This window comes from Nonomuraea sp. NPDC049028 (genome assembly GCF_043197735.1).
In the GTDB taxonomy this organism is placed as follows: Bacteria; Actinomycetota; Actinomycetes; order Streptosporangiales; family Streptosporangiaceae; genus Nonomuraea.
Genome location: NZ_JBICTR010000009.1, coordinates 281,595 through 302,472 on the forward strand (window position 1 = coordinate 281,595; position 20,878 = coordinate 302,472).

General features: G+C 69.2%; 20 protein-coding genes and 1 tRNA gene. 4 read left to right on the top strand and 17 right to left on the bottom strand.

What is annotated here, in order from left to right:
* Positions 1-64 precede the first annotated feature (64 nt).
* The 3 genes from ACGFJ2_RS34825 to ACGFJ2_RS34835 all read left to right on the top strand — a co-directional run bounded on the left by ACGFJ2_RS34825 (position 65) and on the right by ACGFJ2_RS34835 (position 3,737).
* A complete protein-coding gene (locus ACGFJ2_RS34825; RefSeq protein WP_357943984.1) occupies positions 65-1,048 on the top strand; it encodes an SGNH/GDSL hydrolase family protein in 984 nt (327 codons plus the stop codon).
* A 58-nt stretch (positions 1,049-1,106) separates the two neighbouring features.
* Entirely contained in the window at positions 1,107-2,450 is a 1,344-nt protein-coding gene (locus ACGFJ2_RS34830; protein ID WP_393475516.1) for a hypothetical protein, read from the top strand.
* A gap of 69 nt (positions 2,451-2,519) precedes the next feature.
* Positions 2,520-3,737: an acetyl-CoA C-acetyltransferase gene (locus ACGFJ2_RS34835; RefSeq protein WP_393475519.1), complete on the top strand. Its 1,218-nt coding sequence runs from the start codon at positions 2,520-2,522 to the stop codon at positions 3,735-3,737.
* A 104-nt stretch (positions 3,738-3,841) separates the two neighbouring features.
* Here the strand turns inward: ACGFJ2_RS34835 and ACGFJ2_RS34840 are convergent, their stop codons facing one another.
* The 17 genes from ACGFJ2_RS34840 to ACGFJ2_RS34920 form a co-directional block, all read right to left on the bottom strand.
* On the bottom strand, positions 3,842-4,252 hold the full coding sequence (locus ACGFJ2_RS34840) for a PPOX class F420-dependent oxidoreductase (RefSeq protein WP_393475522.1): 411 nt from the start codon (positions 4,250-4,252) through the stop codon (positions 3,842-3,844).
* Positions 4,253-4,313: 61 nt separating this feature from the next.
* Entirely contained in the window at positions 4,314-4,547 is a 234-nt protein-coding gene (locus ACGFJ2_RS34845; protein ID WP_357943976.1) for a DUF4287 domain-containing protein, read from the bottom strand.
* Positions 4,548-4,714: 167 nt separating this feature from the next.
* Entirely contained in the window at positions 4,715-5,503 is a 789-nt protein-coding gene (locus tag ACGFJ2_RS34850) for a Bax inhibitor-1/YccA family protein (protein ID WP_393475525.1), read from the bottom strand.
* Positions 5,504-5,673: 170 nt separating this feature from the next.
* Positions 5,674-5,746: transfer RNA gene (locus ACGFJ2_RS34855), tRNA-Leu, on the bottom strand.
* Positions 5,747-5,795: 49 nt separating this feature from the next.
* Entirely contained in the window at positions 5,796-6,320 is a 525-nt protein-coding gene (locus ACGFJ2_RS34860) for a peptide deformylase (RefSeq protein WP_358541655.1), read from the bottom strand.
* Positions 6,317-6,829 (bottom strand): ACT domain-containing protein, encoded by a 513-nt coding sequence (locus tag ACGFJ2_RS34865; protein WP_357943970.1) that lies wholly within the window; start codon positions 6,827-6,829, stop codon positions 6,317-6,319. Before ACGFJ2_RS34865 ends, ACGFJ2_RS34860 begins: the two co-directional genes overlap by 4 nt.
* A 93-nt stretch (positions 6,830-6,922) precedes the next feature.
* Positions 6,923-8,239 carry an NAD(P)/FAD-dependent oxidoreductase gene (locus ACGFJ2_RS34870; protein ID WP_357943968.1) on the bottom strand — a complete coding sequence of 439 codons (1,317 nt, stop codon included), beginning with the start codon at positions 8,237-8,239 and terminating at the stop codon, positions 6,923-6,925.
* A gap of 95 nt (positions 8,240-8,334) precedes the next feature.
* A complete protein-coding gene (locus ACGFJ2_RS34875; protein ID WP_393475530.1) occupies positions 8,335-9,129 on the bottom strand; it encodes a uracil-DNA glycosylase in 795 nt (264 codons plus the stop codon).
* A 318-nt stretch (positions 9,130-9,447) separates the two neighbouring features.
* Positions 9,448-10,896 carry a hypothetical protein gene (locus ACGFJ2_RS34880; protein WP_357943964.1) on the bottom strand — a complete coding sequence of 483 codons (1,449 nt, stop codon included), beginning with the start codon at positions 10,894-10,896 and terminating at the stop codon, positions 9,448-9,450.
* A 177-nt stretch (positions 10,897-11,073) separates the two neighbouring features.
* Complete coding sequence (locus ACGFJ2_RS34885) at positions 11,074-12,018, bottom strand: exopolyphosphatase (protein WP_393475534.1); 945 nt, start codon at positions 12,016-12,018, stop codon at positions 11,074-11,076.
* A complete protein-coding gene (locus ACGFJ2_RS34890; protein ID WP_393475537.1) occupies positions 12,009-12,497 on the bottom strand; it encodes a DUF501 domain-containing protein in 489 nt (162 codons plus the stop codon). The genes ACGFJ2_RS34885 and ACGFJ2_RS34890 overlap by 10 nt, the downstream gene beginning before the upstream one ends.
* Positions 12,498-12,540: 43 nt before the next feature.
* Positions 12,541-12,933, bottom strand: a complete 393-nt coding sequence (locus tag ACGFJ2_RS34895; RefSeq protein WP_357943959.1) for a septum formation initiator family protein — start codon at positions 12,931-12,933, stop codon at positions 12,541-12,543.
* 110 nt (positions 12,934-13,043) lie between these two features.
* Entirely contained in the window at positions 13,044-14,321 is a 1,278-nt protein-coding gene (eno, locus tag ACGFJ2_RS34900) for a phosphopyruvate hydratase (protein WP_357943957.1), read from the bottom strand.
* Positions 14,322-14,363: 42 nt separating this feature from the next.
* A complete protein-coding gene (locus ACGFJ2_RS34905) occupies positions 14,364-15,302 on the bottom strand; it encodes a MazG family protein (protein ID WP_358179211.1) in 939 nt (312 codons plus the stop codon).
* 2 nt (positions 15,303-15,304) lie between these two features.
* Positions 15,305-15,922 carry a SurA N-terminal domain-containing protein gene (locus tag ACGFJ2_RS34910; RefSeq protein WP_357943953.1) on the bottom strand — a complete coding sequence of 206 codons (618 nt, stop codon included), beginning with the start codon at positions 15,920-15,922 and terminating at the stop codon, positions 15,305-15,307.
* Positions 15,923-15,949: 27 nt separating this feature from the next.
* Positions 15,950-19,438: a transcription-repair coupling factor gene (gene mfd, locus ACGFJ2_RS34915; RefSeq protein ID WP_357944601.1), complete on the bottom strand. Its 3,489-nt coding sequence runs from the start codon at positions 19,436-19,438 to the stop codon at positions 15,950-15,952.
* A gap of 126 nt (positions 19,439-19,564) precedes the next feature.
* Positions 19,565-19,918, bottom strand: coding sequence for a signal peptidase I (locus ACGFJ2_RS34920; RefSeq protein ID WP_393476291.1), 354 nt, complete (start codon positions 19,916-19,918; stop codon positions 19,565-19,567).
* A gap of 107 nt (positions 19,919-20,025) precedes the next feature.
* Between ACGFJ2_RS34920 and ACGFJ2_RS34925 the strand changes: the two genes are divergently transcribed.
* Positions 20,026-20,742, top strand: a complete 717-nt coding sequence (locus ACGFJ2_RS34925; RefSeq protein ID WP_357943949.1) for a methyltransferase domain-containing protein — start codon at positions 20,026-20,028, stop codon at positions 20,740-20,742.
* The last annotated feature ends 136 nt before the right edge of the window (positions 20,743-20,878 follow it).

Here is a 20,878-nt window from a genome sequence, read left to right on the forward strand (position 1 = left end):
GCGGGCACTCGGCTAGTTTTCAAGGCAAACGCTACCGCCGTGTTCGGCCGAGAGGAGCACGCACGTGGTCTGGGCAGCGGGCACGGCGCGGGCAGCGCGCAAGATCGCGACAGCGGCGGCACTCGGCGGTGGCGGGCTGACGGCCCTCGGCGCCACCGCGTACGGCCTGCTGATGGCCGAAAGCCTGTTGGCCAGGAAGGTGATCGGCCGTCCGCACGGCATGGAGGGGCCGCCGTCCGACGGCGTATACGGCGACTTCCCCGGCACCCCGGTCTCCATGGTCCTGCTGGGCGATTCCCTCTCCGTCGGCCTGGGGATGACCGATCCGGCCGGAACCCCGGGCGTGTTGCTCGCGCACGGCCTGGCCTCCGTCGCCGAGCGCCCCGTACGCCTCCGCGTGGTCGGCAAGTCGGGAGCCCCGTCGGCCGAACTCGCCGACCAGGTCGACCGGGCACTGACGGCGGAGCCCCAGCTGGCCGTGATCTTCGTCGGCGCGAACGACGTCACCACCCAGACCCCGCCCGCGGTTGCCGTACGCCACCTGAGCAAGGCCGTGCGCCGGCTGCGCGAGGCGGGCGCCGAGGTGGTCGTGGGCACCTGTCCCGACCTTGGCACCGTACGGCCCATCGCGCAGCCGCTGCGCTGGGTGACGCGGCGCTGGAGCCGCCAGCTGGCCGCGGCCCAGACGGTCGCGGTGGTCGACGCGGGCGGACGTACGGTCTCGTTCGCCGACGTCCTGGGGCCGGATTTCGCGACAAATCCGGGCGAGATGTTCGGACCCGATCGTTTTCACCCATCTGCCCGAGGTTACGCACAGGCAGCTTACGCAGTGCTACCTTCTGTATGCGCTGCGTTGGGATTGTGGCCAGAGCCTCGACCCGCGCGCGGCGAAGGACTGCAACCGATTTACCTCGCGGCGGCTACGGCCGCGGAGGAGCCCGGCACCGAGGTCTCCGCGACCACGGTCGCCGGGCGGGCGACGGGTCTCCACGGCAAGTGGGCGACGTTGTTCCGCCGCCGGCTGGGAGAGTCGCCCAACGACGCCTGACCCCGGTCACCCTCCGAACCGAAGCCGTCACTCCTCGTCCCTTTGGAGTGGATTGCTCGTGCTTCGGCCCCTCGCGAACGCCGCCCTCACTCTCGCCGGAATCCTGGCCCTGGCCGGCTGTTCCGACAGCGGCGCGGCCACGGTCCACTTCCCGACCTGGCACAACGACGAGATCGACGCGGTCAGCCGGATGTCCGCCGCTGGCGGGGTCGTCACGACCACCTCCATGAAGCCCGACGGCTCGCTGGAGACCGTCGCCGTCGACCTCGCCCACGGCAACAAGCTCTGGGCCCAGCCGGCCACCATGGCGGGCCGCCTGCCCGGCATGGGTGTCTCCGCGCCCGCCATCGTCGAGACGGCCCCCGGCCAGGCTGTCGTCGTGGCGGTCGACCCGGTCAAGAAGGGCCGCTGGAACGCCACCGTCGTCGCCCGCGACGCGCGCACCGGCGCGCAGAAGTGGGCGCGGCCGGTGCATTCGACGTTCGGCCCCCAGCGCTGCGGGCCCTACATCTGCCTGCCGGAGCACACCGCGCTCTCCACCGCCCGCGTGGTGGTGCTCGACCCGGTCAGCGGCAAGCAGATGTGGAAGCTGCCCGGCATCGCCGAGGTCGAGTGGTCGGATCCCGACCGGGTGCTGCTGCTCCGCCTGGCCGCCAACCCCATGATCGAGTCGTACGAGCTCAAGACCGGCAAGCTGCAGTGGCAGCAGCCGATCGAGCAGGCGCTCGGCCCCGGCATCGACATGTCGGGCGGGTGGGCCTTCGGCGCGACCAGCGACAACCTGATCGGCTACGTCGCCCCCTACACCAACCCGCGGACGAAGAAGGCCTCCACCTTCGGCCTGTTCTCCATCAAGATCGGCGACGGCACGATCAACTGGATGCGTCCTTCGGTCGTCCGCGTCTACCCCAGCGGCAGCCCCGGCTACGCTCCCGTCGTACGCCCGGTCGACCGGCAGGGCACCTACGGCGGTTTCGCCCGGCTCGACGCCGAGAGCGGCCGGGTCATCGGCCAGATCCCCGCCTCCGAGGTGCCCGGCTCCGGCTGGTGGCTGGCCTTCCCCGACCGCATGGAGAAGCTCGGCTTCCTCAAGCACGACGCCAAGGGCGCCGCCTTCGACCTGACGACGGGCGAGCCGGTCCCGGTCGAGGACCAGCGCGGCTGGTCCTTCTGCGTCACGGACCCCAAACCGCTCCCGCTCCGCGGCCAGGCCCCCGGCTTCTACTCGATAGCCGCCGCCTGCGAGTACGACCTCGCGACCGGCAAGCGGCTCGCCTCCACGACGACCCCGCCCCCCTGGTTCACCGGCAGCCAGGGCGGCTGGCGCCTCTGGCGTGACGAGAAGGGCGCCGTCCACGCCGTCAACGACGGCACGGCCACGGCACCCGGCATGTACGGCTGACGCCCCACCCACCGTGCTCCGCCACCAGGACTGGAATATAGTTCTAAAGGCCGACACAGGAGGATGAAGATGGCTGAAGCTGTGATCGTCGCTACCGCTCGCTCGCCCATAGGGCGGGCCTTCAAGGGTTCGATGAAGGACATACGCCCTGACGACCTCACCGTGCAGATGATCCAGGCCGCGCTCGCCAAGGTGCCGCAGCTCGACCCGACGACGATCGACGACCTCATGCTCGGCTGCGGCCTGCCCGGTGGTGAGCAGGGCTTCAACATGGCCCGCGTGGTGTCGGTGCTGCTCGGCCTCGACAACGTGCCGGGCACCACGGTCACCCGCTACTGTTCGTCGTCGCTGCAGACCACCCGGATGGCCTTCCACGCGATCAAGGCGGGCGAGGGCGACGTGTTCGTGTCCGCGGGCGTGGAGATGGTGTCGCGGTTCGTGAAGGGCAACTCCGACTCGCTGCCCGAGACCCAGAACCCGGTCTTCAACGACGCCATCGGGCGCAGCAAGGCCTCCGCCGAGGGCGGGCACAGCTGGCACGACCCGCGCGAGGACGACACGATCCCCGACGTCTACATCGCGATGGGCCAGACCGCCGAGAACCTCGCCCAGATCAAGGGCGTCACCCGGCGCGACCAGGACGAGTTCGGCGTCCGCTCCCAGAACCTGGCCGAGAAGGCGCTGGCCGACGGCTTCTGGCAGAAGGACATCACCCCGGTGACGCTCCCCGACGGCACCGTGGTCAGCAAGGACGACGGGCCGCGGGCCGGGACCACGTACGAGGGGGTGGCCGGGTTGAAGCCGGTCTTCCGCCCCGACGGCACGGTCACGGCCGGCAACTGCTGCCCGCTGAACGACGGCGCCGCCGCCGTCATCGTGATGAGCGACACGCGGGCGGCCGAGCTGGGCATCACGCCGCTGGCGCGCATCGTCTCCACCGGCGTCACCGGCCTGTCCCCCGAGATCATGGGCCTCGGGCCGGTCGAGGCGTCGAAGCAGGCGCTGGCCCGCGCGGGGATGGCGATCGACGACGTCGACCTGGTGGAGATCAACGAGGCGTTCGCGGCGCAGGTCATCCCGTCCTACCGGGATCTGGGCATCGACCTCGACCGCCTCAACGTCAACGGCGGCGCGATCGCCGTCGGGCATCCCTTCGGCATGACGGGCGCGCGCATCACCTCCACGCTGATCAACAGCCTCCGCCACCACGACAAGGCGATCGGCTTGGAGACCATGTGCGTGGGCGGCGGGCAGGGCATGGCGATGGTCCTCGAACGCCTTTCCTAAGTCTCACGACCGGGCGTTCGACGCCCGGGCCGGTGGGCGCCAACCGCCATACGGGTTGGCGCCCACCCAGAAGCTCGCGTCAGCCGGGGCAGTGCGGACCGGCCTCAGCCGTGGCGGTCCGGGCCCGCCTTGGTCGGGGTCACGCGGACCAGGACCCGCTTGTCGCGGACCATCGCCGCCTCGTAGTCCGGCCAGTCAGGGTGCTCGCCCGAGATCCCCCGGTAGTAGGCGATCAGGTGATCCATGGCCTCCGGGAGGGAGATGATCTCCGCCTCGCCCTCCACCTGGATCCAGTTTCCGTAGAAGGCGTCCGTGAAGGCGCAGATCGTCACCTTGTTGTCGCGCCGGATGTTGCGCGTCTTGGCGGCCGTCTCCCTGGTGCTGATGACGAGGTAGCCCTCGTCGTCCACGCCCACCGACACCGGGGACATCTGCGGGCGGCCGTCGGCGTGCTTGGTGAGGAGCACCGCGCGGTGGTTGCCTCGCAGGAAGTCGCGTGCTTTGTCTAGGTCCATCCACCCATGATTCCGCGCCCGTACCGAGGGCACGGGCGCGGGTCGGGTCGGCGTGTGGGCTCTACAGGAAGCCCATACGGTTATGGCGGTACCGCTCGTGTTCGTGCACGATGGCGGCGGCGTAGCCATGGGACAGCCCGTGCTCGTCGGCGAGCCAGTTGGCCCGCTCGTCACACCTCAGGAAGGACGGGCCGTTGTCGATGGCTTGAAACCACTCGGGGAGTTCGCGTCCCGTTATCGTTGGGACCCTTGCGATCAGCTTCGTCTGCGTCTCCGGTGAGTGGTTCAAGGACATGGGCACCTCCACGGATTAAGGTCCTTTGCTCGACACTGCAACACGTCCCCCCGAATGACAAGCCCCAACCTCCGAGGTTTTTGTAACGGCGGGTAGATTTTCGGTCGCGCAAAGAGAAGGACCCCGCCGGATCGGCGGGGTCCAGACGGGGTCCGGGAGGCGAACGGTCAGTCGCTACGCGTGAAAATGCTGATGAACCGGAGCACCTCGAGGTAGATCCACACCAGGCTCAGCGTCAGCCCGAAGGCGCACTGCCAGGCGAACTTCTCCGGGGCGCCCTGCTGGACGCCCTCCTCGATCGAGTTGAAGTCGAGCAGCAGGAAGAAGCAGCCGAGCAGGATCATCGCGACGCTGAAGATCCACCCGATCGGGGAGTCGGTGCGCAGCCCGAGGCCGCCCGGGATGAAGATCCCGGCGATCAGGTTGACGAGCACCAGACCGATGGCCGCGAAGCCCGCGGCGACCACGAACCGAACGAACTTCGGTGTCACCCTGACGACGCGCAGCGCGTAGACGGTCAGGACTCCGCCGAAAGCGAACGCGGTGCCGAGCACCGCCTGAAGGACGATCCCGTTGTAGAGGGATTCGTAGGCGCTGCTGATCGCGCCGAGGAAGATCCCTTCGAACGCGGCGTAGCTGAGGATCAACGCCGGGTTGGTGCTCATCCTGAACGAGGCGATCAGCCCCAGGACGAGCGCCACGATGGCCGCGCCGACGGCCACGCCCAGGGGGACGTTGAGGTACCAGGCGGCGGCCGCGGCCACGACGAGCGTGCCCAGGGTCATGAAACCGCGCACCACGACGTCGTCGATCGTCATCGTCCGGTAGGCGGACGGTGCCGGGGGCGCGTACGACGGGGAGTCGTACATGTTCTGCAGTTGCCCGGGGGTGGGCGTCGCGCCCTGCCACCCGCCGGCCTGCCGGGACCGGTTGAAAACGGGGTTCTTGCTCTCCATCGCTGCCTCCTGTGCGCCGAGCTTATTGGACGCGGCGTCACCTAGGTCAACCCGCACTCAGATCTATGTGGTTTCGAGACTTCAGCAGGAGGACAACGAACGGATCCGTTCCTGAGTTCCCGCGGTTACTGAGGGTTGTTTAGTGAGGCATTTCCTCTGGTAGATGCGGGTGCCCCCGGCGGGATTCGAACCCGCACTACAACCCTTTTAAGGGGTTTGCCTCTGCCTTTGGGCTACGGGGGCGCCGCAATCATACGAAACGGACCATGCTTCCGAGGAGCACAACTTCGTATCAGGCGTCACAACTGTGAAGTCTGCGGTGAAGTGATAGGGCTCCTGACACTCTGTCCAGGAACAGAACGCCGTCGAGATGGTCCAGTTGATGCTGAATGCACCTAGCTTCGAATGCATCCGCCTCGATGGTGACGGGATCTCCCGTGCCAGGCAAGCTGCCGAGCACTGTGATACGCGTCGCTCGCCGTACGTCAGCGGTCAAACCCGCGATCGAGGCGCAGCCCTCCCGCCCGACGCACCAGTGAGACGCCTCAGCGAGCCGTGGATTGACCACCACGAGCTCGCCGGCCCACGACCTACCTCTTGGGTGCCCGGCGGCGTCGAAGGCGATCAGCCGCCAACTCAGCCCGATCTGGGGGGCGGCCAGACCCGCGGTCCCCGGCTCGCCGCGCAGAGTGGCGAGGAGATCGGCCGCCGCGGCCACCACGCGGGGGTCGGTGGGATCCACTTGCCGGGCCCGGGCGGACAGGAGCGGGTGCGGAGCGTCGAGCACTCCGCGGGCGATCCCGTCCGGCGGGGTCACAACAGGTCCGGTTCAACGGGCCGGAAGGTGATCTCGGACTCGAGGCCCGAGCCGACCGTGGCCAGCCCGCGCATCAGCCCGGCCACGTCGACCTCCTCGGGCAGCTCGACGTCGGCGATGAGGACGTACAGCCGGCCGGTGAGCCGGGTGCTCATGCCGGTGATGTTGCCGCCCACCGAGGCGAGCTCGGCGCTGATGGCCGAGATGATGCCCGGCCGGTCCGGCCCGTGGACGGTCAGGACATAGCCGAGCCCGGTCGGCCGGCCGCCGAAGTAGCGGCGGGCCTCGACGGCCGAGGCGGTCACCACCAGGTCCGGCGCGCACAAGTGCTTGGTCAGCTCGTCGGCGCTCAGGTCGCCCGAGACCAGCAGCATCATCGCGACATGGCCGCCGAGCAGCGTCATGGTCGAGTCCTGGATGTTCGCCCCGCAGTCGGCGAGCGAGCCGGTGACCGCGGCGATCACGCCGGGCCGGTCCACGCCGAGCACCGTCACCGCTGAGAGCCCCACTCGTGGATCCCCTCTCGATTGAGACCGAGAATATTGAGTCAAGAATGCCGAAACGCCCCGATGCGGCCGCACCGGGGCGCTGCTGTACGCGGGCTAGCGGCGGGTCGTCGCCACGGCGGCTCTGAACCCGTCGCGCGGGTGCTCCATCTCGCCCAGTGAGATGGTCTCCCGCTTGAAGAACAGGGCCAGAGTCCAGTCGACGACGACACGGACCTTGCGGTTCAGCGTCGGCACCCGCGACAGATGGTAAGTGCGGTGCATGAACCACGCAGGGAATCCGCGAAGCTTGACTCCATAGACGTTCGCGACCCCCTGGTGCAGGCCGAGACCGGCGACCGATCCGACATACTTGTGGCGGTAGTCGACCAGTTCCTGACCCCGGAGATGGCGGACCAGGTTGTCGGCCAGCACCTTGGCCTGACGTACGGCGTGCTGAGCGTTGGGCGCGCAATACTGGCCGGGGTTGGTCACGTCGGGGACACCCGCCGCGTCACCGGCGGCGAAGGCGTCCGTGACGCCCGCGACCGTCAGTTTCGTCGTGGTCTTGATCCGGCCGCGCTCGTCGAGGGGCAGGCCGCCGCCGTTGACCACCGGGCTGGGCTTGACGCCCGCGGTCCACACGAGGGTGTCGGCGTCGAACTTCGAGCCGTCGGAGAGCACCACGTGGCCGCCCTCGCAGGACTCCAGGCGCGTGTCGAGCTTCACGTCGATGCCGCGCTCGCGCAGCTGCTCCAGCGTCCACTTGCCCATCTCGGGGCCGACCTCGGGCAGCACCCGGTTCGTGGCCTCCACCAGCACCCAGCGGATGTCGGAGGGCTTGATGTTGCGGTAGTAGCGGGTCGAGTCCTTGGCCATGTCCTCGAGTTCGGCCAGCGCCTCGACGCCCGCGAAGCCCGCGCCGACGACGACGAACGTGAGCGCCCGGCGGCGCGCCTCCAGGTCATCGGTCGACTCGGCGACGTCGAGCAGGTGCAGGACCCGGTTGCGCAGCGCGATGGCCTCGCCCACGTTCTTGAACCCGATGCCGATGTCGGTCAGGCCGGGGATCGGCAGCGTCCGCGAGATCGAGCCGGCGGCCATCACGATCACGTCGTAGGCGATCTCGCGCGGCTCACCCTCGACCGGCTGGAAGGTGACGGACCGCTCGTCGTGGTCGACGGCGGTGACGCTGCCGTTGAGCACGCGCACCTTGGGTAGAACCCGGCGCAGCGGGGCGACCACGTGCCGCGGGGAAAGGTTGCCCGCCGCCGCCTCGGGCAGGAACGGCTGGTAGGTCATGTACGAGTGGGGGTCGATGATGGTGATGCGCACGTTGCCGTCGCGCAGCTCCGAGCGGAGCGTGCGCTGTAGCCGCAATGCCGTGTAGAGGCCGACGTAACCGCCGCCGACGATCAGAATGTGCTTGTTCATCCTCGGTTCCCCATCCCATGGGAGCGCTTGTGAAACTATTCACAAGGCTACGTCAAGGGCACCCCATAAAGCCAATCCCCAGGTGGTGCTACGCGTCACACCCCCAGCGCCCTGGCTCTGACGAAGACGTCGTCGAGCATCTGGGCGGTCACCCTGCCGGTGAAGGTGTTCTGCTGGCTGGGGTGATAGCAGCCCATGAGGGTCACCGGCGCCTGCCCGTACGTGACCTGGACCTCGACGCCGTGCCCGAACGGCGGCCTGACGCGCGGGAGCGTGTAGCCCGCGTCCTTCAGCGCGGGCCACATGGCCTGCCAGGCGAACCCGCCCAGCGCGACGACCACCCGCACGCTCGGCGCGGTCAGTGTGATCTCCCGCGACAGCCACGGGAAGCAGGTGGCCCGCTCCTCGGGCGTGGGCTTGTTCGCGGGTGGCGCGCACCGCACTGAGGCCACCACCCGGGCACCGATCAGCCGCTGCCCGTCACCGGCGTGCGTGCTCGTCTCCTGTACGGCCAGTCCGGCGCGATACAGCGAGGCGAACAGCCAGTCTCCGCTGCGGTCACCCGTGAAGATCCGCCCCGTCCTGTTACCCCCGTGCGCGGCCGGGGCCAGGCCGACGAGCAGGACACGCGGATGGTCATCGCCCCACCCGGCGACCGGCCGCCCCCAGTAGGTCTCGTCCGCGAACGCGCGCCGCTTCACCTCGGCCACCTCCTCGCGCCATTCCACCAGGCGCGGGCAGGCCCGGCAGACGGACTGCGCGGCCGTGAGCTCCGCCAGGGTGCTGCCGGCGGCGGCGAGGCGGCGCACGTCCGCGGGGTCGTGGGCGACCGGGGTGTCAGCGGTCGCCGGATCGCCGGGCCAGCCGGTGCCTGGAGGTACGAAGCTCATGGCACCGATGGTGCCCCATCACCTGGTCGCCGAAGGACTCGGCGTGGGCACGCGCTCCTCGGCCCGAAGAGGCGAGGATTCCGGTAATTCGGGCAGGAAGCCCGTGAGGCCCCGGTAGGGCGCCTGGCGCAGGAGCCGCGAGTGCAAGGTCGCCATCCGCTCCTTCGTCCGGCGGCGGGGCTTCCGACCGCTCGCAGGCCGGCCCCCGTAGGCGGCCAACTGCGATGGGGTCCCTCGTCCGAGGCCACACAGTAGTGGCAAACAGAAAAACCGGGCGGCGCCACGAGGGCACCACCCGGTTCAACTCAACTCAACTGATCAGGCGCCGGCCGGCTTCGGGCAGCTCACCGAGAAGCTGGTGGCCGCGGAAGCGGAGTCGGGGCTGAAGACCACGAGCTGGACGGAACCCTTGGTCTCGCTGGCGCTCTGCGCGCCCGCGACGCCCCAGGTCACGTCGACACTGCCGTTGACCTGACGCTCGAGGTCCGGGTTCTCCCGCTTGCCGTCGATCACCCAGTAGTACTTGACGGTGGTCGGGGCGGTGCTGGAGATCGTCGCCTTGAAGTCGACGCCGGGGCCGCGCTTGTCGGCGCAGAACTCGTTGCGCTGGCCGGAGACCGAAAGGCTCGAGACCGAGATCTTCGGCTTCGGCGCCTCGCAGGCGGCGTAGGACTGGCTGATCGAGTCGTTGTTCTTCGGCCCGGAGATGGCCAGGGTGATCCGGCCACCCTTCGTCGCGGAACCGGAGAGAACGCGGTCGGACAGCTCGACGGTACGCGAGCCCTCGCGGCCGAACCCGACCTCACCACGGTCAACGGACTGGCCGTTGACGTACCACGTGTACTCGACCCGCGCGCGGCCGGTCGAGTTGATGGTGGCGTGCGCGCCGACCTTGCAGCCGTCGTTGTTGGTCGCGGTCACCAGGTTGGTGGCCGACACCCGCACCGAGGGAGCCTCGTCCTTGCACCAGACCTTGTAGTAGGCCCGGTCGGAGGAGGAGCCGCCGCGCCCGACGACCTGCAGGTCGGCGTAGCCCCGCTGGCTGTCACGCGGCGAGTAGCCGAAGGAGACGGTCTTCGAGTGGTAGACCTTCGTCCGGCCATAGTCGACGACGCGACCGTTCAGCACCCAGCGGTACTTGACCCACGTCGGGTCGTTGACCTTGATCCGGCCAAGGAAGTTGACCTTGTCGCCGGGGGTACAGGGCCCGACGTACGAGCTGGGGTCGGCCCAGGCGCTGACCGAGATCCTCTTGCTGCCGCTCAGCTGATCCTTGTCGATGACGACGGCGTCCTGGCAGGTGACCGAGAAGTAGCCCTTCTTGGAGGTCACCTTGCGCGGACCGAGGATCTGCACGGCCTCCCAGCCCTTGACGTCCTCGTTGAAAGTGAGCGTCTGGCCGATCTTGACCGACTTGGTGCCGTGGCCCTTGAGCTTCAGCACCTTGACCTTGCCCTTGGAGCCGTCTCCGTGGAGCCAGCGGTAGGCGAGCTCGGTCTTGCCGTCGAGCTTGACGTTGATGTTGGCCGAGATGTCGACCTTCACCGGGCAGGAACCGTCGTTGTCGCGGCTCGACGCCTTGGGCGTGGACACCGAGACCTTGGGCCTGGCCTTGGTGGAGGTCGCCGCGGCGCCGGCCTTGCCCGCGGTGGCCTGGGTGGACGCCTGCGCGGGAGCGGCTGCCAGCCCCGCGACCATGGCGCCCAGCACGGCGGCGGAGGCGCCGAACGCCGCCGCCTTACGCGCTAATGGACGAGATGAGTTCATGTGAGAGTGCTCCATTCCGTTAGGGAAAAGATGCGCTCCGGGAACGGTCGCCACGCCGACACCACCCGTGTCCGGCAATATGACAAAGCCCCCGCAATGCCCCTTTACCTAAGCATAAAACTGATTGCACACTCAACACAGCCGAATCCCAGAATTGTCCGATTTTCGCCGGAAAAATCAGGCCATGGAGTAGGCGATTCCGTCGAGGATGTCGTGTTCGCTCACGACGACCTGCGTAAACGCGAAACGCCGCACGATGCGGTCCAGAATCAGGGCACCCACGCCAATCACGTCAACTCGACCTGGGTGCATCACTGGAATCTGTGAACGCTCACTATGGGTCATCGCGAGCAGCCGTCGCGTGACCTCGTGGACCTGCTGGGCGGTCATCCGCGAGTGATGGATCCGCTCCGAATCGTAGGCGGGCAGGTCCAGTGCGATGCCCGCCACCGTCGTGACGGAGCCGGCCAGACCCACCAGCGTGTGCGCCTCATGGACGGGCACCGCCTCGGCGACCCGGTCGAGCGCGGCCTCGATGTCGGCCACGATGGCCTCCAGCGCCTCCGCCGACGGCGGATCGCCCGCGTCGCGCAGGTGCCGCTCCGTCAGGCGTACGCAGCCGATGTCGACCGACAGCGCGCCGATGACGTGCTCGGAGCCGACCACGAACTCGGTCGAGCCGCCCCCGATGTCGACGACCAGGTAGGGCGGGAGCGGCCCCTGCGGCACCCCGGTCTCCCGCGACAGCCGGACCAGCCCCCTGGTCGCGCCGACGAACGACAGCTCGGCCTCCTCCGCGCCCGTCACCACCTCGGGCTCCACCCCGAAGATCTCGCGCACCCCGTCGACGAACTCCTGCCTGTTGGCGGCGTCGCGCGTCGCGCTGGTCGCCACCACCCGGGTCGCCGTGGCGCCGTGCTGGTCGATGAGCTTGCGGTAGGTGCGCATCGCGGTGAACGTCCGCTCCAGCGCCTCGGGAGCCAGCCGCCCCGTCTGGTCGACCCCCTCGCCCAGTCGTACGATCTCCATCCGCCGCTCGATCTCGGCGAGGTCGTTGTCGCCGACGTCGGCGATCAGCAGGCGTACGGAATTGGTGCCGCAGTCAACGGCGGCTACACGCATGGTCCGTCACTCCACCACTCGGGGAGGGCATCCAGCGCCTCCCGGCCGAACGGGTTGGATCCGGGCACGGCCAGCTCGTGCGCAACGAGCGCGTGCAGGCACTTCACCCGCAGCGGCATGCCGCCGGTGCTCTGCATGTCACGCGGCAGCGGCTCCGTGCCCTGCTCTTCCGCCGCCTTGTCGCGCCTGGCCACGTAGTCGTCGTGGGCGGCCTGGTAGGCGGCGGCCAGCTCCGGATCGGTGCCCAGCCTGGCCTGCATCTCGCGCATCAGCCCCGAGCCTTCGAGCGTGCCGATCGCGGAGGCCGCCTTGGGACAGGTCAGGTAGTAGAGCGTGGGGAACGGCGAGCCGTCGGGCAGCCTCGGCGCGGTCTCCACCACGTCGGGGTTGCCGCACGGGCAGCGGTGCGCCACCTCGCGCAGCCCTCTCGGCGGGCGGCCCAGCTGCCGCTGCACCGCGTCGACGTCTCTGCTGTCCAACGCTCTCCCCTCACACGCCGCCGACGCTCCTCCGCGCCGGTGCTCATCCGGCCTTGCGGCCCTGGCCCGTGTCGGCGGCTTCGACCGATTCCCACAGCGTTTGGTACCACGGCGGCGTCGCGGCGGGCTGCTTGACCGTCGTCGTGGTCTTGTCGGGCTTGGCGTCCATGACCACGTAGCACTTCTCGCCCGGCCCGCAGTAGTGCAGCCGTTCCTTGGCCGTCCGCTTGATCCAGTTGGGATCGCGGATCCGCTGCGCCTGCTCGGCCAGCGCCTGGCGGTCGGCCTCGACCCGTGCCTTCTCCGCCCGCAACTCCGCGATGCCGCGGCGCTGCGCGATGTACTCGCGTACAGGGTAGGCCAGGCTCATCGCGATCGCGCACACCACGATCGCCAGGATGGCGGCCCGCCCGGTCAGCTGCGGCCTCTTAGCCAACGGTTCACACCTCCGTGTCCAGTTCGGTGGCCGAACTTAGCGGATGGTGCTATTTGCACCCTTCTGACCGGCTCGCGGCATACCCGCCATGCCGCGAGCCGTACCCGAAACTAGCGCTGGAAACGCGGAAAAGCGCCGCGACCCGCGTAGCGAGCGGCGTCGTCGAGAATTTCCTCGATGCGCAGGAGCTGGTTGTACTTGGCCACGCGGTCCGAGCGGGCGGGCGCGCCGGTCTTGATCTGGCCGCAGTTGACCGCCACGGCCAGGTCGGCGATCGTCGTGTCCTCGGTCTCGCCGGAGCGGTGGCTCATCATGCAGCGGTAGCCGCTGCGGTGGGCCAGGTCGACCGCGTCGAGGGTCTCGGACAGGGTGCCGATCTGGTTGACCTTGACCAGCAGCGCGTTGGCGGTGCCTTCGGCGATGCCGCGGCCGAGCCGCTCCGGGTTGGTCACGAACAGGTCGTCGCCGACCAGCTGGACCTTGTCGCCGAGGGCCTCGGTGATGGCCTTCCAGCCGGCCCAGTCCTCCTCGTCGAGCGGGTCCTCGATCGAGACGAGCGGGTAGTTGTCGACCAGGTCCGCGTAGAAGGCGATGAGCTCCTGGGCCGAGACGCCCTTGCCGTCGATCGTGTAGACGCCGTCCTTGTGGAACTCGGAGGCGGCCACGTCGAGCGCGAGGGCGACGTCGTCGCCCGGCGTGTAGCCGGCCCGCTCGATGGCGACCAGGATCAGGTCGAGCGCGTCGCGGTTGGACGGCAGGTTGGGCGCGAAGCCGCCCTCGTCGCCCAGCCCCGTGGCGTAGCCCTTCTCCTTCAGCACGCCCTTGAGCGCGTGGTAGACCTCGGTGCCCATGCGCACGGCCTCGCGGAACGTGCTCGCGCCGATCGGCGCGATCATGAACTCCTGGATGTCGACGTTGGTGTCGGCGTGGGCGCCGCCGTTGAGGATGTTCATCATCGGCACGGGCAGCAGATGGGCGTTGGGGCCGCCCAGGTAACGGAACAGCGGCAGGTCGGCGCTGTCGGCGGCGGCCTTGGCCACGGCCAGCGAGACGCCCAGGATGGCGTTGGCGCCCAGCTTGGACTTGTTGGGCGTCGCGTCCAGATCGATCATGATCTGGTCGATGATGCGCTGGTCCTCGGCCTCGATGCCGTTGATCTCTTCGAAGATCTCGTCGGTGACGGCGAGCACGGCCTTCTCCACGCCCTTGCCGCCGTAGCGCTCGTCTCCGTCACGCAGCTCCACGGCCTCGAACTGGCCGGTCGACGCGCCGCTGGGCACCGCCGCGCGCCCCCTGCCGCCGTCGTCGAGGATCACCTCGACCTCGACGGTCGGGTTGCCCCGGGAGTCGAGGATCTCGCGCGCGTATACGACCTCGATGGTAGCCACGGGTTTGCGCTCCTAAATCGAAAGGCAATATGCCTTCAGAGCCTATCGGTGCTCCGACTCCCAGCGGAGCACGCGGTCACGGTAGTCGCGAGCGGCGGCGCGGAGCTCGGATTCGGCGTCGATCCCCGCGTCCTGGGCGCGGCGGACGAGGTCGAACAGCTCGCGCCCCACCCCCTGCGAGATCGCGGCGGCCAGCCCGTCCGGCGCGCCCCCGCGCTCGGCCCGACGCATCAGCTGGGCGGCCAGCGACAGCGCGGGCTGCCCCATTGGCACCCCGTCGAGCACCGACGGACGCTCGTCCTTCGCCGCCCGCTCGGCCGCCTTGATCGCCTCCCAGTTGTCGTTCACCTCGTCGGCGGTCTCCGCCCGCACCGAGCCGAACACGTGCGGATGCCGCCGCACCAGCTTCTCGACGATCCCCTCGGCCACGTCGTCCATGTCGAACCCGTCGGCCACCCGCGCGTGGAAGACCACCTGCAGCAGCAGATCGCCCAGCTCCTCGCGCAGCGCCGGGTAGTCGCCCTGCTCGATCGTCTCCAGCACCTCGTAGGCCTCTTCGAGCAGGTACGGGACCAAGGTCTCGTGCGTCTGCTTGCGGTCCCACGGGCACTCGGTGCGCAACCGCTCCATCACCGCGACCAGGTCGAGCACCCGCGCGCCCGGCAGGTCGTAGGAGCCCGGCACGACCTCGATCAGCGGCGGCTCGGCCATCGCGACGGCCGCGTGGCCGACCGCCCGCATGAAGTCCTCGGAATCCTGGGCGGCCAGCCAGACCACCGTCTCCGTAACCGCCCGCCGCGCCAGGTCGGCGGGGACAGGCGTGACGACGGCCACCTCGACCCCGGCCTCGGCCAGGTAGGGCAGTTGCGGATGATCCGCGGACCCGGTCAGCACACGACCCGAGCCGAACGCCTGCCACGCCTGGTGGCTCAGCAGGCCCGGCGCGACCCGCGGTGAGGTGGTGACGATGATCAGCGGCACGGCTAGCCCTGCGACTGCTGCTGTTGCTGTTGCTCGCCCTGGCCGGCCTGCTCGGTCGTCGCCGACGGCTTGCCGAACCGGCCGGCGTCGACGAAGCCCTGCTGGCTGATCTTGCCGTAGCGCGGGCTGAAGACCGGGGCGATCGCGTTGTAGGCGGCCTTGAACTTCTCCACGGCCTGCTGGTTCTGCGGCCCGCCGAGCTTCTCCAGCACCTTGTTCACGCCGAGCGCCGCCCGCAGGTAACCGCGCGGGTTGGCCGGGGAGACGGCCTTGGACAGCAGATTCATCTCGGCCGTCTGCTGCTCGCCCTTGTCCTGGGCCGCGGCGTCGATCTCCGAATCGCTGACCTGTACGCCGAACTTGTCGGCCAGCTGCTGCTGCCGGCTCTGCTCCGCCATCCTGGACAGAACGAACTGGTTGACCGACACACCGAGCTGCGACGGCTCGATGTTGACCTTCCGCAGCGCGGCCTCGTATTCCTGGACGTTCTTGTTCAGGTCGCGCGACGAGATCCGCTCACTGCCCACGACGGCCGCGGCTCCGGCCTCCATAGGCGAGGAGCAGGCGGTCAGCGCGACACCCACCACGGCAGCGGCCACTGCCACTCGAATCGACTTCACGTGCGTCCTTTCCCGACAAAACCGCGGCTAGCTTACCCTCGCGGGCTCCAAGAACATGGCCTCGACCAGGTCACCGCACCATTTGAGCAGGTCGAGGTCGCGCAACGGCTGCCCGCCCAGGGGCTTGGTCTTCGGCGCGGGCACCAGCAGCGTCTCCGCCGCCTGCTTGTAGATGGCCTTCTTGTACAGGCGGTCGAGGCGTACCTGCTGCGACTCCCGCAACCTGACCGGACCGAACTTGATGTTCTGGCCCTGCAGTGTGACATCGGTGAGCCCGGCCTGGCGGGCGCTGATGCGGAAGCGGGCGACGGCCAGGAGGTTCTCCACCTCGACGGGCGGCTTGCCGTATCTGTCCGTCAGCTCGGCGCGCACCTCGTCGATGTGGATCTCGGCCGAGATGGTGGCGATCCGCTTGTACGCCTCCAGACGCAGGCGTTCGGAGGTGACGTAGTCGTGCGGGATGTGCGCGTTGATCGGCAGCTCGACCTTGACGTCGGGGTGCTCCTCCGTCACCTCCACGCCCGACAGCTTGGCCTTCTGCTCCTGCACGGCCTCGGCCATGAGCCGGACGTACAGGTCGAAGCCGACGCCCGCGATGAAGCCCGACTGCTCGGCGCCGAGTACGTTGCCCGCGCCGCGGATCTCCAGGTCCTTCATCGCGACGTACATGCCCGCGCCCATCTCGGTGTGCTGCGAGATCGTCGCCAGCCGCTCGTGGGCGGTCTCGGTGAGCGGCTTCTCCGGCGGGTAGAGGAAGTAGGCGTAACCCCGCTCCCTGCCTCGCCCGACCCGGCCTCTGAGCTGGTGCAGCTGCGAGAGTCCGTAGTTGTCCGCCCGGTCGACGATCAGCGTGTTGGCGTTGGGCACGTCGAGCCCGGACTCCACGATCGTGGTGCAGACCAGCAGGTCGTACTCGCGCTCCCAGAAGCCGACCATGATCTTTTCCAGCTGGTGCTCGTTCATCTGCCCGTGCGCCACCGCGATGCGCGCCTCGGGCACCAGCTCCCTGATCCGGGCGGCGACCCGGTTGATCGAGGCCACCCGGTTGTGGACGAAGAAGATCTGGCCGTCGCGCATCAGCTCGCGCCTGATGGCGGCCCCGATCTGCTTCTCGTCGTACGGTCCGACGAAGGTGAGGATCGGGTGCCGCTCCTCCGGCGGGGTGAGGATGGTCGACATCTCCCTGATGCCGGTCAGGCCCATCTCCAGCGTGCGCGGGATCGGCGTGGCCGACATGGCCAGCACGTCGACCTGGGTGCGCAGGTGCTTCATGGCCTCCTTGTGCTCGACGCCGAACCGCTGCTCCTCGTCGATGATGATCAGCCCCAGGTCCTTGAACCGGACCTCTGGGCTGAGCAGCCGGTGGGTGCCGATCACCAGGTCCACGGCGCCCGTACGGAGGCCCTCAAGGGTGCCCTTGACCTCGCCGTCGGTCTGGAAGCGGGAGACCGCCCTGAGCGAGACGGGAAAGCTGGAGAAGCGCTCGGTGAACGTCGACATATGCTGCTGCACCAGCAGCGTCGTCGGCACCAGCACGGCGACCTGCTTGCCGTCCTGCAGGGCCTTGAACGCCGCCCGCACCGCGATCTCGGTCTTGCCGTAGCCGACGTCGCCGCAGATCAGCCGGTCCATCGGGACGCCGCGCTCCATGTCGCGCTTGACCTCGTCGATGGCCTCAAGCTGGTCACCGGTCTCGACGTACGGGAAGGCGTCCTCCATCTCCCGCTGCCACGGGGAGTCGGCGGCGAAGGCGTGACCGGGCGAGGCCATGCGGGCGGAGTAGAGGCGGATAAGCTCGCCCGCGATCTCCTTGACCGCCTTCTTCGCCCTGGTCTTGGCCTTGGCCCAGTCGGCGCCGCCCATCCGGTTGAGCGTCGGGGCCTCGCCGCCGACGTAGCGGGTGACCTCGTCCAGCTGGTCCGTGGGGACGTAGAGGCGGTCGCCCTTGGCGTACTCGATGACCAGGTATTCGCGCGTCGCGCCCTGGACCGTGCGCTGCACCATCTCGATGTAGCGGCCGACGCCGTGCTGCTCGTGCACCACGTTGTCGCCGACCTTGAGCTGGAGCGGGTCGACCATGTTGCGGCGGCGGGAGGGCAGGCGGCGCATGTCCTTGGTGGACGCCTTCTGGCCGACGAGGTCGAGGTGGGTGAGCACGGCCAGGTTGGGGGTGATGAACCCGTGCTCGATCAACCCCGTCGACACATGGACAACCTTCGCCTCAGGCGACTTATCCAGATATTTCACCAACCGGGCGGGAACGTCCACGCCCTTGAGGACCTCGACCATTCGCTCTGCCGGGCCGTGTCCCTCGCTCAGCAGAACGACCGCCTTGTCCTCGGCCAGCCAGCCCTTGACGTCTTCGAGCGCCTTCCTGGTGTCTCCCCGGTATGCCTCGGAGTCCTGCGCGTCGAGCTCGACCCCGGCCCCGAACGGCGCCATCGTCCACCACGCCTGCCCCAGCACGTCGGCGTGGCCACGGATGTCGTCGAGCGAGCGGAACGCCGCCGCCCCGAGGTCGATCGGCGCCTCGCCACCGGCCGCCGCGTTGATCCACGACGCCTCCAGGAACTCCTGCGAGGTGCGTACGAGCTCCTCGGCCCGGCCCCTGATCCGCTCGGGATCGCAGACGAACACCGCGGCGTTGCCGGGCAGGTGATCGAGCAGCAGGTCCATCTCCCCGGCCAGCACGGGCGCGAACGCCTCCATGCCCTCGACCGGCGTCCCCTCGGCGAGCTGGTCGAGCACCTCGGCCAGCGCCGGGTGCTCCCGGCCCAGCTCGCGCGCCCGCTCCCTGACCTCCGCGGTGAGCAGCAGCTCGCGGCACGGCGGCGCGAACAACCCGCCGTCCGCCGCCTCCAGCGAGCGCTGGTCGGCCACCTTGAACCAGCGGATCTCCTCGACCGTGTCGCCCCAGAACTCCAGCCGCAGCGGATGCTCCTCGGTCGGCGGGAACACATCGAGCAGTCCGCCGCGGACCGCCACCTCGCCGCGCTTCTCCACCATGTCGACCCGGTGGTAGCCGTTGTCGACCAGCCGCCGTACGACCCCGTCGAGGTCGGCGTCGTCGCCCGCGCGCAGGCGGGTCGGCTCCAGGTCGCCCAGGCCCTTGACGATCGGCTGGAGCAGCGCCCTGACCGGCGCGACCACCACGCTGAGCGGCCCGGCCGCCTGGTCGTCCTTGACCGGGTGCGCGAGCCTCCTGAGCACGGCCAGCCGCTGCCCCACGGTGTCGCTGCGCGGGGAGAGCCGCTCGTGCGGCAGCGTCTCCCAGGCGGGGAAGACGGCCACCGAGCTGGGCTCCATCAGGCTGGTCAGCGCGCTCGCCAGGTCCTCCGCCTCGCGGCCGGTGGCGGTGATCGCCAGCACGGTCCGCTGATCGTGCCCGGCCAGCGCGGCCACCCCGAACGGCCGCAGCGCGGACGGCGCCACCAGCGCGATGTCGCCGCCCTCTTCGAGAGCGGCGGTCAGCTTGGGATCGGTGACGACAAGATCAAGCAGCCCGGACAGACTCATTTTCGACAGCCCCACGACGATTACCCCCAGCCGGCGGGCGTGGGGGTTGTGCCACAAGCCTATTCGCATCTAGCCCACGCCCCCGTCCGGCTCCGGGACCTTGCCTGGCTCCAGGAGTTCATCCGGCTACAGGACCTCGTCCGGATGCGGGACCTCGTCCGGCCGCCGGACCTTGTAGCCCGGGACGGATGGCCAGCGGACCGTCAGGACCACCGACTCCTCCTCCGCGTGCCAGGAGTGGTCCACTCCCTTGCCCCAGACCACGTAGTCGCCCCGCTCGGCGAGCAGGACGCTCCTGCCCGGTAGTTCGACGCGGAAGCGACCCGAGATGAGGATGAGCAGCGCCGTACGCTCCTCGCCCCGCACCCACTCGGCGCGTTCGTCACCCGGGGAGTGGGTGCCCCATTTGATCTCCACCCCGTCGCTGTGTCTCGGGTCGCCATAGGGTTTGAAATGGCCCAGGAGCCAGCCATGGTCCATCGCGGCGTCGACATTCGCGTTGCCCACGTACACGAGATCACTCACGGCGCAGGACGCTAGCAGGGAAATGGCTTACTAATTGGCGTCGATTGATTACTCTGGGTGACATGTCTGAGGTGCGGTCGGTAGCCCCAAGGGGCGATCTCTTTGGTCAGCGCATCCGCGAGCAGTGGGCCGGACGGCTCGGCAGGCGGCTCGACGTGCTCGTCGCCGGATGCGCGCACGACGAGCCACTGGTCCTGGACCGGATCGACACCAGGGCCACCGGCGTCGACGAGGACCTGCCCCCGATCAGGAGAGTGGTCGGCGAGCGAGCCGATCTCGCCATGTGGTCACTGGGCGACCTGCGCTGCGTCCCGCTGCCCCCGAGGTCGGTGGACGTGATCCAGCTGTCGTTCCTGCTGGAGCGGATCCAGCACGCCGAGCTGGTCTTCGACCGGCTGCTGCAGGCGCTGCGCCCCGGCGGGCTCATCCTGCTGCGCATGCGCGACCGGAAATCCGCCTACGGCCTGCTCGACCGGATCACCCCGTGGTGGCTGCGGCGGCTCATCTGGCGGCACCTGGTGTCGGCCGGCACGCCGGGTCCGCTACCGGCCGTCTACGGGCCGGTGACCTCGCGCGACGGGATCCACACCTTCTGTCTCACGCGCGGGCTCATGATCACCGACGACCACACGGCTACCAGCGGTCCGGCCATGGGGCGTGTCGGCCGGCTGGCCGTCCGAATGACGGCCAAGCTGACCCGCGACCGGTTTCCGTCGACGCATGATGAGATCGCCATGGTGATCAAGAAGCCGCAGAATCACTTCGCTCGGCTCATCTAGGCGTGGTTCGTCACGACCGTCTCGGGCACCGCGACGGTCTGTGGTGGCTGACGTCCTTGGGAGGGATACCCCCTCCGGGGGCGAGAGGAAGACGGTCCGTCGTGGCCGAGGTCCTTGGGTGGGCTACCCCCTCCGG

Excerpts from the sequence above, each read along its gene's own strand:
- ACGFJ2_RS34920 (WP_393476291.1), bottom strand. The coding sequence starts at position 19,918 with ATGGACCATGGCTGGCTCCTGGGCCATTTCAAACCCTATGGCGACCCG.
- ACGFJ2_RS34880 (WP_357943964.1), bottom strand. The coding sequence starts at position 10,896 with ATGAACTCATCTCGTCCATTAGCGCGTAAGGCGGCGGCGTTCGGCGCC.
- ACGFJ2_RS34925 (WP_357943949.1), top strand. The coding sequence starts at position 20,026 with ATGTCTGAGGTGCGGTCGGTAGCCCCAAGGGGCGATCTCTTTGGTCAG.
- ACGFJ2_RS34875 (WP_393475530.1), bottom strand. The coding sequence starts at position 9,129 with ATGAGCTTCGTACCTCCAGGCACCGGCTGGCCCGGCGATCCGGCGACC.
- ACGFJ2_RS34850 (WP_393475525.1), bottom strand. The coding sequence starts at position 5,503 with ATGGAGAGCAAGAACCCCGTTTTCAACCGGTCCCGGCAGGCCGGCGGG.
- ACGFJ2_RS34845 (WP_357943976.1), bottom strand. The coding sequence starts at position 4,547 with ATGTCCTTGAACCACTCACCGGAGACGCAGACGAAGCTGATCGCAAGG.
- ACGFJ2_RS34870 (WP_357943968.1), bottom strand. The coding sequence starts at position 8,239 with ATGAACAAGCACATTCTGATCGTCGGCGGCGGTTACGTCGGCCTCTAC.
- mfd (WP_357944601.1), bottom strand. The coding sequence starts at position 19,438 with ATGAGTCTGTCCGGGCTGCTTGATCTTGTCGTCACCGATCCCAAGCTG.
- ACGFJ2_RS34885 (WP_393475534.1), bottom strand. The coding sequence starts at position 12,018 with ATGCGTGTAGCCGCCGTTGACTGCGGCACCAATTCCGTACGCCTGCTG.
- ACGFJ2_RS34835 (WP_393475519.1), top strand. The coding sequence starts at position 2,520 with ATGGCTGAAGCTGTGATCGTCGCTACCGCTCGCTCGCCCATAGGGCGG.
- ACGFJ2_RS34840 (WP_393475522.1), bottom strand. The coding sequence starts at position 4,252 with ATGGACCTAGACAAAGCACGCGACTTCCTGCGAGGCAACCACCGCGCG.